This window comes from Pantoea sp. B566 (assembly GCF_024793925.1).
Lineage (GTDB): Bacteria > Pseudomonadota > Gammaproteobacteria > Enterobacterales > Enterobacteriaceae > Pantoea > Pantoea ananatis.
In genome coordinates this window covers 3939758-3956029 of record NZ_JANUQL010000003.1, presented here as the reverse complement: position 1 = coordinate 3956029, position 16272 = coordinate 3939758, and the positions used below count along the sequence as shown (strand labels likewise).

Genomic DNA, 16272 nt, shown 5'->3' with positions numbered 1-16272 from the left:
ATTGTCAGACATTCAATGTCACAACGGTGAGAAATGCAAAAGGGGAAAGATTTTCCCCTTTATAGATGGCACAATGTGGACGATTTGTTTACTTATTCGCCAGAAGCCTGAGCTTCATGCTTGCCATAAATCAGCATGGGTTCGGACTGACCCTCAATGACTGACTCATCAATCACGACTTTCTCGACGTCGTCCATAGAAGGCAGATCGTACATCGTTTCCAGTAGTGCACCTTCCACGATAGAACGCAGACCGCGCGCGCCAGTTTTACGTGACATCGCCTTTTTCGCAATCGCCGTCAGGGCTTCATCACGGAATTCCAGATCAACGCCTTCCAGGTTAAACAACGCCTGGTACTGCTTGGTAAGCGCATTTTTTGGCTCGCGCAGAATCTGAATCAGCGCCTCTTCACTCAGCTCATTAAGCGTCGCGACGACAGGAAGACGGCCAATGAATTCCGGGATCAGACCAAACTTGATCAAATCTTCCGGCTCACACTGTGACAGCAGCTCGCCTTCCGTTGCTTTCTGCGATTTGCCTTTCACGGTGGCGCCAAAGCCAATGCCTGACCCGGTTTCAACGCGTTGTGAGATAACCTTATCCAGCCCGGCAAACGCACCGCCACAGATAAACAGAATTTTCGAGGTATCAACCTGCAAAAATTCCTGCTGCGGGTGCTTACGGCCGCCCTGCGGAGGAACCGCAGCCACCGTACCTTCAATCAGTTTCAACAACGCCTGCTGCACACCCTCACCTGAGACGTCACGGGTGATTGATGGGTTGTCTGACTTACGTGAAATTTTGTCAATTTCATCGATGTAGACAATACCACGCTGCGCTTTTTGCACATCGTAGTCACATTTTTGCAGCAGTTTCTGAATGATGTTTTCGACGTCTTCCCCCACATAACCGGCTTCGGTCAGGGTGGTGGCGTCCGCCATGGTGAAAGGCACATCCAGTAAACGGGCAAGGGTTTCTGCCAGCAGCGTTTTACCGCTCCCGGTAGGACCAATGAGCAGGATATTACTTTTACCCAGCTCGATACCGTTGCTGGTATCACCGTTGCGTAAACGTTTGTAGTGGTTGTACACCGCCACGGCCAGCACTTTCTTGGCCCTTTCCTGACCAATAACGTAATCGTCGAGGTGATGGCGGATCTCATGCGGCGTAGGCAGGGCGCTACGTTCGCGATGCGGGGCAACCTCTTTTATCTCTTCGCGAATAATGTCGTTACACAGATCAACGCACTCATCGCAGATATACACTGACGGCCCGGCAATCAGCTTACGCACTTCATGCTGGCTTTTGCCGCAAAAAGAGCAGTACAGCAACTTTCCTGAACCGTCTTTGCGCTTATCTGTCATCAGTTAACCTCTTCTTATTCTCAGGCCGTACCAGAAGTACAGCACTGGCCGTGGGTACACGGCCGATGTTCATTCAACCCATTATCACCTTGTCCTGTTAACTATAGACCAGAGACAAGGCGAAGTTAGGGCTTATTGGCGATGCGTCAGGATGGAATCGACCAATCCATACTCTACCGCTTCGCTGGCGGAGAGGAAACGGTCACGCTCGGTGTCACGCTCAATTTCTTCCAGTGACTTGCCGGTGTGCTCCGCCATCAGTTCGTTCATGCGCTGCTTCACCTTCAGGATTTCGCGCGCGTGGATCTCAATGTCAGTTGCCTGTCCCTGATAGCCACCCAGCGGTTGGTGAATCATCACGCGTGAGTTTGGCAGGCAGAAACGCTTGCCCTTCGTCCCGGCAGTCAACAGGAAAGCCCCCATTGAACAGGCCTGGCCCATACAAATGGTACTGACGTCCGGCTTGATAAACTTCATGGTGTCATAAATTGACATCCCGGCAGTAATCACGCCACCCGGTGAGTTGATATAAAGGTAAATATCTTTTTCCGGATTCTCTGCTTCCAGAAACAGCATCTGGGCCACAATCAGGTTAGCCATGTGATCTTCCACCTGACCGGTAAGGAAGATTACGCGTTCTTTAAGCAGACGGGAATAGATGTCGTATGAACGCTCGCCGCGCGAGGTTTGCTCGACCACCATTGGCACCAACGCATTGTGCGGTGCAGTAAACTCACGATCGCCACTGTATGACATTACCGTCTCCTGGATAAATTTCGTTGGCAACATTCTGTACCGATTTTACGTAAGACGAGCGACAAAAACTATGCTCTGCCTCTTACCGACAACTTCAGGACGGTTAATCAGTCAGCCGAACTGTTTTTGCATACTCCCTGTATCTTGGGATGCTGCTCAGTTGTTTCAAGCATAACAACCTTTTCATCAATCGCTAACCAGGAAAAAGCGATGCGTGAACAATTTGCCTAAAAATTAGCCAAATAGCGACAAACCGACTGGCAGCAAGCGTAATACAGAAAAAAGCCCGCGACTTTTCAGGCGCGGGCTTTAGCACAACCGGTTAAAAAGATGATTAGGCCTGAGCGGTCTGATTCATCAGTTCCTGGAAGTTAGTTTCTTTCTCAGAAACCTTCGCTTTCGCCAGCACGGCTTCAACAGCCTGCTCTTCCAGCGCAACGTTGCGCATATTGTTCATCAGCTCGTTATTCTTGCTGTAGAACTCGATCACTTCCTGCGGATCTTCGTAGGCAGAAGCCATCTCTTCGATCAGCACTTTCACGCGGTCTTCGTCAGCTTTCAGCTCATGGGTGCGGATCACTTCGCCCAGCAGCAGACCGACAACAACGCGACGTTTTGCCTGCTCTTCGAACAGCTCACGTGGCAGTTCCAGCGCCTGCTTCTCGTCACCACCAAAGCGCTGTGCAGCCTGACGACGCAGAACGTCGATTTCGCTGTCGATCAGCGCAGCTGGCACGTCAATTGGGTTTGCGTCAACCAGACCGTCGATAGCCTGGGTTTTCACGCGGTTACGAATAGCGCCTTTCAGCTCACGTTCCATGTTCTTACGCACTTCGGCACGCAGACCGTCAACTGAACCCTCTTCCACGCCGAAACGTTTAATGAATTCTTCAGTCAGTTCTGGCAGTTCACGCGTTTCAACTTTCTTCAACACGATCTCGAACTTCGCGTCTTTCCCTTTCAGGTTTTCCGCATGGTAGTCATCAGGGAATTTCACGTCGATAGTGAAGGTTTCGCCTGCTTTATGACCGATAACGCCCTCTTCAAAACCTGGGATCATGCGGCCCTGGCCCATCGCCAGAACGAAATCAGAGGCTTTGCCGCCTTCGAATTCTTCACCGTCAACAGAACCGGTGAAATCGATAGTCGCGCGGTCTTCTGCGCCGGCTGCTGCATCGGTTTCAATCCAGTTAGCCTGCTGCTTACGCAGGGTTTCCAGCATGGTATCCACATCCGCGTCAGTCACCTGAACCTGTGGCTTCTCGACTTCGATGTTTTCCAGGCCTTTCAGCTCAACTTCTGGATACACTTCGAATTCTACCGCATAGGTAAAGTCCTGACCTTCGGTGTATTCGCCTGGCACGTAGTTCGGTGCGCCAGCCGGATTAATTTTCTCTTTAATGATGGCGTCAACAAAGTTACGCGTCATCAGATCGCCCAGCACGTCCTGGCGCACAGAAGCACCATAGCGCTGTGCCACGATGTTCATTGGCACTTTGCCTTTACGGAAACCATCGATACGGACTTTCTTCGCCACATCCACCAGTTCTTTTTTAACGGCGCTCTCGATGCTGTCAGAAGCGACAGTAATCGTAATGCGACGGCCCAGGCCCTGAGTGGTTTCTACAGAAACTTGCATCTTGTTACCTCAAAAAATCACGTGCTCGGTCAACTTCAGACACCACACATTGGTTAATGCGCCGTATCCAACAACCGGGACGGCTTCCGTGAAGAGAACCTGATCCCTGTTACCAGAAGCGTCCCGAAGACATTCCGGAAAAATAGACGCAGCATTATAGCGGCATCGCTGAGATGAGTCGAGGATGCTAAGTCACCACTTTTCAGGGAGTTTGCTGTTTTTTTGAGCCACAGATCGCGTTTAGCCACCCTTAAACGCAAAAAACGGCCCGAAGGCCGTTTAAAACGCGGGCAATCAGGCTAGCGTTCCGGCGCCCCGGCAGTGAGGTGAAGCCAGTACCGTATCCTGCAATCCTTCCCACTCTTTCAAGGTGTAAGTGTGCAACGCAAGGGCATGGACGCTTCCCGCCAGCTCCGCGCTGAGTTCGCTGTAAATTGCGCGATGGCGCGCCAGGAAACGCTGGCCGGTAAAACGGTCACTGACGATCACGACTTTAAAGTGACTTTCCGAACCGGCAGGCACGTTGTGTCGGTAGCTTTCATCGTGGACCTCCAGATGAGCCGGCTCAAAAGCCAGGCGCAGCTTCTCTTCTATCTGTTCTCGAATCATGGTTTTACCCTCAATGGCGAGCGCTGTGCCCCATCTGTTTAAATATTAGTTGGTTTTCAGCCACTCTACGCGGTGACGGGCGGAATATTATCATTCCGCTGGGCGTATCGCGCGCCTTATCAGCCTGCTGTTTATGCCAGAAAGCGGGGGCGAAAAGCCGCAGCGCTCACTTTACCTCTTGCAGGGGGCTTTAATCACTGCACCGCTTTGCTATGATGGCCGCAGTTTTTGCACACCAACCCATGACACTAACGAGAAAGCGTATGTTGAAAAAACTGTTATTCACACTGCTGGCTGCCTTTATTCTGGCCGGCTGTGCTTCCAGCAACAACACACTGACAATCCAACCCAAGATTCAGCTGCCGCAGCGCGATCCCAGCCTGATGGGCATCACCGTCAGCATTAACGGCGCAGACCAGCGCCGCGATCAGGCGCTGGCAAAAGTGAACCGTGATGGCCAACTGGTCAGTCTGACCCCTTCACGCGACCTGCGTTTCTTACTGCAGGAAGTGCTGGAAAAACAGATGACCGCACGCGGCTATATGGTAGGGCCTAATGGCGCAGTGGATCTGCAAATCATTGTTAATAATCTGTATGCCGACGTCACCCAGGGCGACGTGCGTTACAGCATTACGACCAAGGCGGACATTTCTATTATTGCTACCGCGAAAAACGGCAATAAGCAGATCAAAAACTACCGTCAGACCTACAGCGTAGAAGGTGCATTCAGCGCAAGTAACCAGAAAATCACCAATGCGGTTAACTCAACGCTGAGTGACGTGATTGCGGATATGGCGCAGGACACCAGCGTCAACGAATTTATCAAGCAGAACGCCCGCTAATTTTGTCCCCTGCCCGGCATGACGCCGGGCCCTTCTCAAGGTCAGTATGAATCACTACTTCCGCGTCTTCCGTCAAAAAAATGCCGCTGTTTTACTCCTGCTGGGATTTGCATCCGGATTGCCACTGGCATTAACGGGTGGAACGTTACAGGCGTGGATGACTGTGGATAATATCGATCTGAAAACCATTGGTTTCTTTTCGCTGGTTGGCCAGGCCTACGTATTTAAGTTTCTCTGGTCACCCATGATGGATCGCTACACGCCACCTTTTCTTGGTCGCCGCAAAGGATGGTTGCTGATCACCCAACTGGCGCTAGTGGCCAGCATCATCACGATGGGGTTCATGCAGCCCAGCCGGGATTTGACCCTGATGGCGGCGCTGGCGGTGTTAATCGCGTTCTGTTCTGCGTCACAGGATATTGTATTTGATGCGTGGAAGACGGACGTGTTGCCGCCGGAAGAGCGCGGAAGCGGCGCGGCCATTACGGTTCTCGGTTATCGGCTGGCCATGCTGATATCGGGAGGTCTGGCGTTATGGCTGGCCGATCGCTACCTCGGCTGGCGAGCCACTTACTGGCTGATGGCGCTGTTACTGGTGCCCTGCATCGTAGCAACGTTTATGGCTGACGAGCCGGATGACCGCCAGTCCGCGCCCCGCTCATTACGTCAGGCCGTGGTTGATCCGCTGCGGGACTTTTTTAACCGCAACAACGCCTGGCTGCTGATTACCCTGATCATTCTTTACAAGCTGGGCGATGCGTTTGCCGCCTCGCTCACCACCACGTTTTTAATCCGTGGCGTGGGCTTCAATCCGGGCGATGTTGGCCTGGTGAATAAGACGCTTGGCCTGCTGGCCACCATTATCGGGGCGCTCTATGGTGGCGTGCTGATGCAGCGCCTGAGCCTGTTTCGCGCCCTGATGATTTTTGGCCTGTTGCAGGCGGTGTCCAATTTTGGCTACTGGCTGCTGGCCGTCACCGACAAACATCTGTGGAGCATGGCGAGCGCGGTGTTTATCGAAAACCTGTGTGGCGGGATGGGCACGGCGGCTTTCGTCGCGCTACTGATGACGCTGTGTAATAAATCCTTTTCCGCCACGCAGTTCGCGCTGCTGTCCGCGTTGTCAGCGGTCGGCCGCGTTTACGTCGGCCCTGTGGCGGGTTTTTTAGTGGAATGGTGGGGCTGGCCAACCTTTTATGCCTTTACCGTACTGGCTGGCCTACCCGGCCTGGCGCTGTTAGCATTTTGTCGCAGCACGCTGGATTTCACACAAAAAACCGGGCAGTTTTTGCCGCGTACCCGCTTTGCATCGGGCTACCGCTGGACAAACCGCCTGTTTGCCGGCGGCTGTGGATTGCTGGCTTTATGGCTGCTGGCGCTGGCGCTGGACGCCGCGGGCCTGACTCGCCTGTCGGCCGTGCTGATTCCCTTATTTGAGGCCGGTATGACGCTGGCGCTTTGTGGTGTACTATTCGGTGTGGTGCTGGATTATCGTGCGCTGCAGAAAGCAGAGGACTCCGCCGTTATCCGATAACGGCTCGTGATTTCGCCGCAATTTCGTACAGTCGATTAAGCGCGCCTAATTTGTCTTTGCGTGTCAATTTACAAAAAATTATTTCACTCACCGGGGGGATTACCCCCTGATATTTAAAACCGGTGCGCAATTAATTTGGTTAAAAATAATCGAATAAATGATGCAACATTGTTAAATAATTGGGTGATTAAAGTCAGGGTTATTCCTTTACCACTTTTGTTTAACCCTGTATCCATCTCTTTTTGTTATATTGCCGCCAACTGCTTGTCCACGTTAATAATTTGTCACCGAGAACAACATCTGTGACACCCTTAGCAAAAGGTGTCAACATGGTTCTGACACATCCTTAAGCTGGTTTACACTGCATAAACCTTCCCGTAAAATGCGCGCACACTTAAACGACAATAGAGCCCTTTGTCATTGAGGTCGTTAAATGAGACTCAGTAAATACAATAAAAGTTTGGGGATTTTGTCATTAATCGCAGGCACTTTATTAATGAGTGGCTGCGATAATGCATTGTTAAATCCCAAAGGACAGATTGCGCTGGAGCAACGTTCGCTGATCCTGACCGCTTTTGGTCTGATGATGATCGTCGTGATACCTGCAGTCTTGATGGCCATCGTGTTTGCCTGGAAATATCGGGCTTCAAACACGAATGCCAAATACAGCCCTAACTGGTCACACTCTAACAAAGTGGAAGCCGTGGTCTGGACCATTCCGATCCTGATCATTGTTTTCCTTGGTGTGCTGACCTGGAAATCAACCCACGCCCTGGAGCCGAGCAAACCGCTGGTGTCAGACGTAAAACCGGTTGAAATTGATGTGATTGCCCTGGACTGGAAATGGCTGTTTATTTATCCAGAACAAGGTATTGCGACCGTTAACCAGATCGCTTTCCCGGCGAATACACCGGTTAACTTCAAAATCACCTCTAATTCCGTTATGAACTCCTTCTTTATTCCTACGCTCGGTAGCCAGATCTACGCGATGGCAGGCATGCAGACTAAACTGCATCTGATTGCCAACGAGCCAGGAACTTTCGACGGTATTTCCGCCAACTTCAGTGGTCGCGGTTTCTCTGGTATGAAGTTTAAAGCCATTGCCACCAAAGACGACGCGGAGTTCCAGCAGTGGGTTGCCAAAGTTAAAGCGGCACCTAACACGCTGACAACGATGGATGATTTCGAAAAAGTAGCGGTACCAAGCGAAAATCACCCGGTGGAATATTTCTCTTCTGCTAATCCTGAACTGTTCTTGCAGGTCATCAACAAGTTCATGCATAGCCACGGGAAGATGGACATGCCTGAGCATAAAGGCATGGACATGAGTCACACCGCTACCGCGGGAGCCGAGGAATAATACGATGTTCGGAAAATTAACACTGGATGCTATACCGTTCCATGAGCCGATTGTCATGGTCACGGTCGCCGGTATCATCATCGCAGGTCTGGCGCTTGTCGCCGCCATCACTTATTTCGGTAAGTGGAAATATCTGTGGTCAGAATGGTTCACCTCCATCGACCACAAAAAACTGGGTATCATGTATATCATCATGGCCTTCGTCATGCTGCTGCGCGGCTTTGCCGATGCGGTAATGATGCGTACCCAGCAGGTTCTGGCTTCGGCCGGGGAAGCAGGCATACTGCCGCCGCATCACTACGACCAGATCTTCACCGCGCACGGCGTGATCATGATCTTCTTCGTGGCGATGCCGTTCGTTGTGGGCCTGATGAACATCGCGGTACCTTTGCAAATTGGTGCACGTGACGTTGCCTTCCCGTTCCTGAACAACCTGAGCTTCTGGTTTACCGCGATTGGTGTAATCCTGGTTAACCTGTCTCTGGGTGTCGGTGAATTCGCACAAACAGGCTGGCTGGCCTATCCACCGCTGTCGGGGGCAGAGTACAGTCCTGGCGTGGGGGTTGATTACTGGATCTGGAGTCTCCAGCTTTCCGGTATTGGTACCACGCTGACCGGTATTAACTTCTTCGTTACCATTCTGAAGATGCGTGCACCGGGCATGGACCTGTTCAAAATGCCAGTATTTACCTGGGCATCACTGTGCACCAACGTCCTGATCATCGCTGCGTTCCCGGTTCTGACCGTTACGCTGGCACTGTTGACACTTGATCGTTACCTCGGCTTCCATTTCTTTACCAATGATATGGGCGGTAACATGATGATGTACGTCAACCTGATCTGGGTTTGGGGTCATCCAGAGGTGTACATTCTTGTTCTGCCGGTCTTTGGTGTCTTCTCTGAAGTCACTGCGACCTTCTCGAAAAAGCGTCTGTTCGGTTACACCTCGCTGGTATGGGCAACCATCGCCATCACCGTGTTGTCGTTCATCGTTTGGCTGCACCACTTCTTCACCATGGGTGCGGGCGCGAACGTCAACGCCTTCTTCGGTATCATGACGATGATTATCGCCATTCCTACCGGGGTTAAAATCTTTAACTGGCTGTTCACCATGTACCAGGGCCGCATTCAAATGCACTCTGCTATGCTGTGGACCGTAGGCTTCCTGGTCACCTTCTCTGTCGGTGGTATGACCGGTGTTCTGCTGGCGGTGCCAGGTGCGGACTTCGTCCTGCACAACAGTCTGTTCCTGATTGCTCACTTCCATAACGTGATTATCGGTGGTGTGGTGTTCGGTTGTATGGCTGGTGTGACTTACTGGTTCCCGAAAGCGTTCGGCTTTACGCTGAACGAAACCTGGGGCAAGCGCGCCTTCTGGTTCTGGATTATCGGTTTCTTCGTTGCCTTTATGCCGCTGTACGTACTGGGCTTTATGGGCATGACCCGTCGTCTGAGCCAGGACATCGACCCGCAGTTCCACTCGCTGTTAGTGGTAGCGGCAGGCGGTGCGGCACTGATTGCCTGCGGTATCCTTTGCCAGATCATTATGTTCTACGTTTCTGTGCGTGACCGCGACCAGAACCGCGATCTGACCGGTGACCCATGGGGCGCGCGTACGCTGGAGTGGGCAACCTCTTCACCACCGCCGTTCTATAACTTTGCTGTTATCCCGCATGTGCATGAGCGTGACGCTTTCTGGGAAATGAAAGAGAAAGGCGAAGCGTACAAGCAACCGGCTAAATATGAAGAAATTCATATGCCGAAAAACAGCGGTGCTGCGATTGTTATTGCCGCGTTTGCGACCATCTTCGGTTTTGCGATGATCTGGCATATCTGGTGGCTGGCTGGTCTTTCTTTCCTCGGCATGATCGTAAGCTGGATCGTGAAGAGCTTCGACGAAGACGTGGATTACTACGTTCCGGTTGCCGAAGTAGAGAAGATTGAAAAGCAGCACTTTGACGAAATCAGCAAAGCAGGTCTGAAATAATGTCAACTGAAACCGTAAAACACCACCACGACGCCCATGCGGAGCATGGGCATCACGATGCAGGAGCCAATAAAGTCTTTGGCTTCTGGATCTACCTGATGAGTGACTGCATTATCTTCGCAACCCTGTTTGCGACTTATGCAGTTATGGTTAACAGCACCGCCGGTGGTCCGGCAGGCAAAGATATCTTTGAACTGCCGTTCGTGCTGGTTGAAACCGCGCTGCTGTTATTGAGCTCTATCACCTACGGCATGGCCGTTATCGCCATGAACAAGGAAAACAAAGGCGCCGTTATCGGCTGGCTGGCGTTGACCTTCCTGTTTGGTGCTGGATTCATCGGGATGGAAATCTATGAATTCCATCATCTGATTGTTGAGGGCTTCGGTCCTGACCGCAGCGGCTTCCTGTCTGGCTTCTTCACGCTGGTCGGTACTCACGGTCTGCACGTTACCTCTGGTTTAATCTGGATGGCCGTGCTGATGTTCCAGATCGCTAAACGCGGTCTGAACGCCACCAACCGTACGCGTATCATGTGTCTGAGCCTGTTCTGGCACTTCCTGGACGTGGTCTGGATTTGCGTGTTTACCGTAGTTTATCTGATGGGAGCCATGTAATGAGTCATTCTGTTAACGAACATGGTGCATCACACGGTAGCGTGAAGTCTTACATGATCGGCTTCATCCTTTCTATCATCCTGACGGGAATCCCGTTCTGGATGGTAATGGATGGTAGCGCTTCTCATGGAACCATCCTCGGCGTTGTGCTGGTCTGTGCAGTAGTTCAGGTGCTGGTTCACCTGGTTTACTTCCTGCACCTGGACAGCAAGTCTGAAGGTGGCTGGAACATGGTGGCCATTGTCTTCTCAGCAATCATTATCCTGATTGTTGTCGTTGGCTCACTGTGGATCATGTGGAACCTCAACTACAACATGATGCCCCACTAAAGAGTCTGTGTAATGTTTAAGCAATACCTGCAAGTTACAAAGCCAGGAATTATTTTCGGGAATTTAATTTCTGTGATTGGCGGATTTTTGCTGGCCTCTAAGGGCAGCATTGATTACGCCCTGTTTCTCACCTCGCTGGTTGGTGTGTCACTGGTGGTTGCCTCAGGTTGTGTTTTCAACAACGTGATCGACCGCGACATCGATATCAAGATGGAGAGAACCAGGAATCGGGTGCTGGTTAAAGGCCTTATCTCCGCGAAAGTTAGCCTGGTTTACGCCACTGTGCTGGGTATTGCTGGCTTTGCACTGCTGTATTTTGGTGCTAATCCGCTGGCCATGTGGCTGGCGGTGATGGGCTTCGTGGTATACGTTGGCGTTTACAGCCTGTATATGAAGCGTCACTCTGTCTACGGTACGCTGATTGGCAGCCTGTCCGGTGCTGCGCCGCCGGTCATTGGCTACTGCGCCGTGACCAACGAGTTTGATGCCGGTGCCTTAATCCTGCTGGCTATCTTTAGCCTGTGGCAGATGCCGCACTCCTATGCGATTGCCATCTTCCGCTTTAAAGATTACCAGGCAGCCAACATCCCGGTGTTACCGGTGGTGAAAGGTATCTCGGTGGCGAAGAATCATATTACGCTCTATATCCTGGCGTTTATGATTGCCACGCTGATGCTGACGCTGGGTGGCTACGCAGGCTACAAATATCTGGTCGTTGCGTCTGCCGTTAGCGTGTGGTGGCTGGGAATGGCGCTGTCAGGCTACAAAACCTCAAACGATCGGGTTTGGGCGCGTAAGCTGTTCGTTTTCTCGATTGTGGCTATCACGGCCCTGAGCGTCATGATGTCGGTTGACTTTATGACGCCAGCATCGAAAGACCTGCTGACCTACGTGCGCTAATGTGTACTGCAACAGCATGAAACGGGCGCGATTTTCGCGCCCTTTCTTTTTGTTACGACTGCTTAAGAACTATTGTTTTACCCGCCCGCTCTCCCTACCTAAAATAAATGCAGCACATCAACAGAGGTTGGAATGAACGATAACAAAATGACTCCGGTGGAGCTGCGCGCCACATGGGGCCTTGGCACGGTCTTTTCCCTGCGCATGCTGGGAATGTTTATGGTCCTGCCGGTGTTGACCACCTATGGCATGGCACTTCAGGGAGCGAGTGAAACCTTAATCGGCGTGGCAATCGGCATCTACGGTCTGGCTCAGGCTATTTTCCAGATCCCCTTTGGCCTGCTGTCCGATCGCATCGGACGCAAGCCGCTGATCGTCGGCGGCCTGCTGGTCTTCGTCCTTGGCAGCGTCATTGCGGCCAGCACCGATTCAATCTGGGGCATTATTCTGGGGCGTGCGCTGCAGGGCTCCGGTGCAATTGCTGCCGCGGTCATGGCGCTGCTGTCCGATTTAACCCGTGAACAAAACCGCACTAAAGCGATGGCGTTTATCGGTATCAGCTTTGGCGTGACCTTTGCTATCGCAATGGTCTTAGGCCCGATCGTCACCCACAAGCTGGGCCTGAACGCGCTGTTCTGGATGATCGCGATGCTTGCTTCACTGGGCATAGCGATTACGTTATGGGTTGTCCCCTCCTCTTCTCATCACGTGCTAAATCGTGAATCAGGGATGGTACGCGGCAGCTTCAGTAAAGTGCTGGCCAATCCCCGATTGATCAAACTGAACCTGGGCATCTTCTTTTTACATATCTTGCTGATGTCGAGCTTTATCGCCCTGCCCGACCAGTTTGAACAGGCTGGCCTGCCGCCGTCAGAACACTGGAAGGTCTATCTGATCACCATGCTGATTGCGTTTGCCGGTGTGGTGCCCTTTATCATCTACGCCGAAGTGAAGCGAAAGATGAAGCGGGTCTTTGTCGGCTGCGTAGGCATGATGGTCATCGCCGAAATCGTCTTATGGGGCGCCCAAGGGCATTTCTGGACGCTGGTTGTTGGCGTACAGCTGTTCTTCCTCGCCTTTAACCTGATGGAAGCGATTCTGCCATCGCTGGTAAGTAAGGAGTCACCCGCTGGCTATAAAGGCACCGCTATGGGACTTTATTCCACCAGTCAGTTTCTGGGCGTCGCCATTGGGGGGAGCCTGGGCGGCTGGCTGTTTGGTCATTTCGATGCACAAACCGTGTTTATGGTCGGGGCGATTGTGGCCGCAGCCTGGCTGTTTGTCAGCATGACCATGCAGGAACCGCCTTATGTAAGCAGCCTGCGTCTGGTGCTGAGCGATGCCGCGCTGGCCGTGCCCACTCTGGAAAAACGCCTGAAAGCACAGCCCGGCGTTTCATCGGTGCTGATTGTGCCGGAAGAGAAAAGCGCCTACATCAAGATAGACAGTAAGGTCACCAGCCGACCTGAGCTGGAAGCGCTGATCGGCAGCTGCTAGTCGCGAGCGGCGCTTAACTGCGCGCGATCGTGGCGAAAGGTTAAGTCAGTTCGTGTCAGACATGTCGCCACAAACCACGTGAAAAAGGTGCCCTGCTTCAGGCACTTTTTTTCATCCGGCGATTGAGGATGGTTTACAACGACATATCCACCACAATACGGCCTTCAATCTTGCCCGCATGCATCCGGGCAAAGATATCGTTAATATTGCTGAGCGGTTCCACCGCCACGGTGGCTTTCACTTTATGACGGCTGGCAAAATCCAGCGCCTCCTGTAAATCCTTACGCGTTCCGACGATAGAACCCCGCACCGTAATGCCGTCCAGCACCATATCGAAAATAGAAAGATCGAATTTGCCAGGCGGCAAGCCGTTTAGCACCATGGTGCCCCCACGACGTAACGTGCCGATCGCCTGCTCAAAGGCTTTAGGCGACACCGCCGTGACCAGCACGCCGTGCGCGCCGCCAAAGTGCTCATGAAACACCCTGGCCGGATCGACGTTTCTGGCATTCGCCACCACGCTGGCGCCCAGGCGCTGGGCAAAGGCCAGCTTATCGTCATCGATATCGACAGCCGCCACGTTCAGCCCCATCGCGACGGCATACTGTATAGCCATGTGCCCTAACCCACCGATGCCGGAAATCACCACCCAGTCACCGGGTTTGGTATCGGTCATTTTTAACCCTTTATAGACCGTCACGCCCGCACAGAGCACCGGTGCCACCTCGTTGAATGCGAGGTTTTCGGGGATGATGCCGACATAGTTGGCGTCCGCCACGCAGTATTCGGCAAAACTGCCGTTAACCGAATAGCCGGTATTTTGCTGGCTGTGGCACAGCGTTTCCCAGTTATCAAGACAGTGCTCGCAGTGACCGCAGGCGGAGTAGAGCCAGGGCACGCCGACCCGATCGCCCACCTTCAGGTGATGTACGTTATCCCCCACCGCGACCACCTGCCCGACGCCCTCATGTCCCGGGATAAAAGGCGGAACCGGCTTCACCGGCCAGTCGCCCTCTGCCGCATGCAGATCGGTGTGACACACGCCGGTTGCCGCGATTTTTACCAGAATCTGCCCCGACCCAGGCTGGGGTATGGGCACCTGCTCAATCACCAAGGGTTCGCCGAACGCTTTAACAACTGCTGCCTTCATCATCGTGTTGATTTTCATCGTCATGATTTATGCTCCAGGGATAGGTTACGGACTTAAAACAGCCCCAGCGGTGCCGTGTCATAGCTGACTAACAGGTTTTTGGTCTGCTGGTACTGGTTGAGTGCCATTTTGTGTGTTTCGCGACCCACGCCGGACTGTTTGTAACCCCCAAAGGCAGCATGGGCAGGATAGATGTGGTAACAGTTGGTCCAGACGCGCCCGGCTTTAATGGCGCGCCCCATGCGGTAGGCTAAATTGCTGTCCCGCGTCCAGACGCCCGCCCCCAATCCAAACTGGGTTTCATTGGCAATACGCAAGGCTTCAGCCTCATCTTTGAAGGTGGTGATGCCGATAACCGGGCCAAAGATTTCCTCCTGAAAGCAGCGCATGCTGTTGCTGCCTTTAATCAGCGTGGGCTGAATATAGAAACCGTTATCCAGTTCGGACGATATCAAGGCCCGCTCCCCCCCGGTCAGGATCTCGCCCCCTTCGTTGCGGGCAATCTCGATATACGACAAAATTTTATCGAACTGCTGACGCGAAGCCTGGGCGCCAATCATCGTGTCGGTATCGAGCGGATCGCCGCGACGAATGGTGGCGACTTTGGCCATCACCCGCTCCATGAAAGGCGCGTAAATGGACTCATGGATTAGCGCACGTGACGGACAGGTACATACCTCGCCCTGATTAAAGAAGCCCAGCACCAGTCCTTCCACCGCCTTGTCAATAAAGTCCGGCTCGCCATTCATGATGTCGGCGAAGTAGATGTTTGGAGATTTCCCGCCCAGCTCCACGGTACAGGGAATAATATTTTCTGCGGCACAGGCCATGATATGACGTCCCACCGGCGTAGAACCGGTAAAGGCGATTTTGGCAATGCGTTTACTGGTTGCCAACGCTTCGCCCGCCTCGCGGCCGAAACCCTGTACCACGTTTAGCACGCCTGCAGGAAACAGGTCGCCGATCATCTCCATCAGCAGCGTAATGCCCAGCGGAGTTTGCTCCGCAGGCTTAAGCACCACACAGTTACCGGCAGCCAGGGCCGGCGCCAGCTTCCATGCGGCCATCAGCAACGGAAAATTCCAGGGAATAATTTGCCCCACCACGCCCAGCGGCTCATGAAAATGGTAGGCCACGGTTTTTTCATCGATCTCGCCCGTGCTGCCCTCCTGCGCGCGCAGGCATCCTGCGAAGTAACGAAAATGGTCGGCCGCCAGCGGCAGATCGGCATTGAGCGTTTCCCGAATCGGTTTGCCGTTGTCCCAGCTTTCCGCCACGGCCAGGGTTTCGAGATTGGCATCAATGCGGTCAGCCACCTGGAGCAGCAGATTAGATCGGGTTTGTACGGAGGTTTTTCCCCAGGCTTCTGCAGCCCGGTGCGCGGCATCCAGCGCTAAATCAATATCGCGCGCATCGGAACGAGGAAACCGGGCAATGTCACTGCCGTTGACGGGTGAGGTATTCATGAAGTACTCACCACTCAGCGGCTCGATAAATTTGCCATCAATGTAGTTGCCGTAGGCAGATTTAAACGTCACTAACGCACCAGGTGTGCCGGGATGGGCATAACGCATCGCAAACTCCTTCTGTAGGGTAGACAGGCAGCGGCATGTTGATTTTTAACGGATAGCGCGCTGTCACCTGACGTTTGCAGGGCCTGTGCCAACTTCCCTTACGCGCTGAAAATCCAG

At 52.9% G+C, this 16272-nt stretch carries 14 protein-coding genes; 8 read left to right on the top strand and 6 right to left on the bottom strand.

Features of this window, described 5'->3' with window-relative positions; all coding sequences use genetic code 11:
• Positions 1–92: 92 nt before the first annotated feature.
• From clpX to bolA, 4 genes are all read right to left on the bottom strand, one after another.
• Positions 93–1364: an ATP-dependent protease ATP-binding subunit ClpX gene (clpX, locus tag NYE92_RS20020; RefSeq protein WP_013024887.1), complete on the bottom strand. Its 1272-nt coding sequence runs from the start codon at positions 1362–1364 to the stop codon at positions 93–95.
• A gap of 132 nt (positions 1365–1496) precedes the next feature.
• Entirely contained in the window at positions 1497–2120 is a 624-nt protein-coding gene (clpP, locus tag NYE92_RS20015) for an ATP-dependent Clp endopeptidase proteolytic subunit ClpP (protein WP_006117959.1), read from the bottom strand.
• A 334-nt stretch (positions 2121–2454) separates the two neighbouring features.
• Complete coding sequence (gene tig / locus NYE92_RS20010; RefSeq protein WP_022622659.1) at positions 2455–3759, bottom strand: trigger factor; 1305 nt, start codon at positions 3757–3759, stop codon at positions 2455–2457.
• 294 nt (positions 3760–4053) lie between these two features.
• Positions 4054–4368, bottom strand: coding sequence for a transcriptional regulator BolA (gene bolA, locus NYE92_RS20005; protein ID WP_013024884.1), 315 nt, complete (start codon positions 4366–4368; stop codon positions 4054–4056).
• 263 nt (positions 4369–4631) lie between these two features.
• Between bolA and NYE92_RS20000 the strand changes: the two genes are divergently transcribed.
• The 8 genes from NYE92_RS20000 to NYE92_RS19965 all read left to right on the top strand — a co-directional run bounded on the left by NYE92_RS20000 (position 4632) and on the right by NYE92_RS19965 (position 13431).
• Positions 4632–5210 (top strand): lipoprotein, encoded by a 579-nt coding sequence (locus NYE92_RS20000; RefSeq protein WP_259019384.1) that lies wholly within the window; start codon positions 4632–4634, stop codon positions 5208–5210.
• 46 nt (positions 5211–5256) lie between these two features.
• Positions 5257–6744, top strand: a complete 1488-nt coding sequence (gene ampG, locus NYE92_RS19995) for a muropeptide MFS transporter AmpG (protein ID WP_013024882.1) — start codon at positions 5257–5259, stop codon at positions 6742–6744.
• Between the two features lie 433 nt (positions 6745–7177).
• Positions 7178–8104, top strand: a complete 927-nt coding sequence (gene cyoA, locus NYE92_RS19990) for a cytochrome o ubiquinol oxidase subunit II (protein WP_014606444.1) — start codon at positions 7178–7180, stop codon at positions 8102–8104.
• A 4-nt stretch (positions 8105–8108) separates the two neighbouring features.
• Positions 8109–10091 carry a cytochrome o ubiquinol oxidase subunit I gene (cyoB, locus tag NYE92_RS19985; RefSeq protein WP_013024880.1) on the top strand — a complete coding sequence of 661 codons (1983 nt, stop codon included), beginning with the start codon at positions 8109–8111 and terminating at the stop codon, positions 10089–10091.
• On the top strand, positions 10091–10705 hold the full coding sequence (locus NYE92_RS19980; RefSeq protein ID WP_013024879.1) for a cytochrome o ubiquinol oxidase subunit III: 615 nt from the start codon (positions 10091–10093) through the stop codon (positions 10703–10705). The genes cyoB and NYE92_RS19980 overlap by 1 nt, the downstream gene beginning before the upstream one ends.
• Complete coding sequence (locus tag NYE92_RS19975) at positions 10705–11034, top strand: cytochrome o ubiquinol oxidase subunit IV (protein WP_013024878.1); 330 nt, start codon at positions 10705–10707, stop codon at positions 11032–11034. Before NYE92_RS19980 ends, NYE92_RS19975 begins: the two co-directional genes overlap by 1 nt.
• A gap of 12 nt (positions 11035–11046) precedes the next feature.
• On the top strand, positions 11047–11934 hold the full coding sequence (gene cyoE, locus NYE92_RS19970; RefSeq protein WP_013024877.1) for a heme o synthase: 888 nt from the start codon (positions 11047–11049) through the stop codon (positions 11932–11934).
• A 132-nt stretch (positions 11935–12066) separates the two neighbouring features.
• A complete protein-coding gene (locus NYE92_RS19965; protein WP_013024876.1) occupies positions 12067–13431 on the top strand; it encodes an MFS transporter in 1365 nt (454 codons plus the stop codon).
• Positions 13432–13564: 133 nt separating this feature from the next.
• On the opposite strand, the gene adhP is transcribed toward NYE92_RS19965, so the two are convergent.
• Complete coding sequence (gene adhP, locus NYE92_RS19960) at positions 13565–14605, bottom strand: alcohol dehydrogenase AdhP (RefSeq protein ID WP_088900385.1); 1041 nt, start codon at positions 14603–14605, stop codon at positions 13565–13567.
• A 29-nt stretch (positions 14606–14634) separates the two neighbouring features.
• On the bottom strand, positions 14635–16155 hold the full coding sequence (locus NYE92_RS19955; protein ID WP_161611310.1) for an aldehyde dehydrogenase family protein: 1521 nt from the start codon (positions 16153–16155) through the stop codon (positions 14635–14637).
• Between the last annotated feature and the right edge of the window lie 117 nt (positions 16156–16272).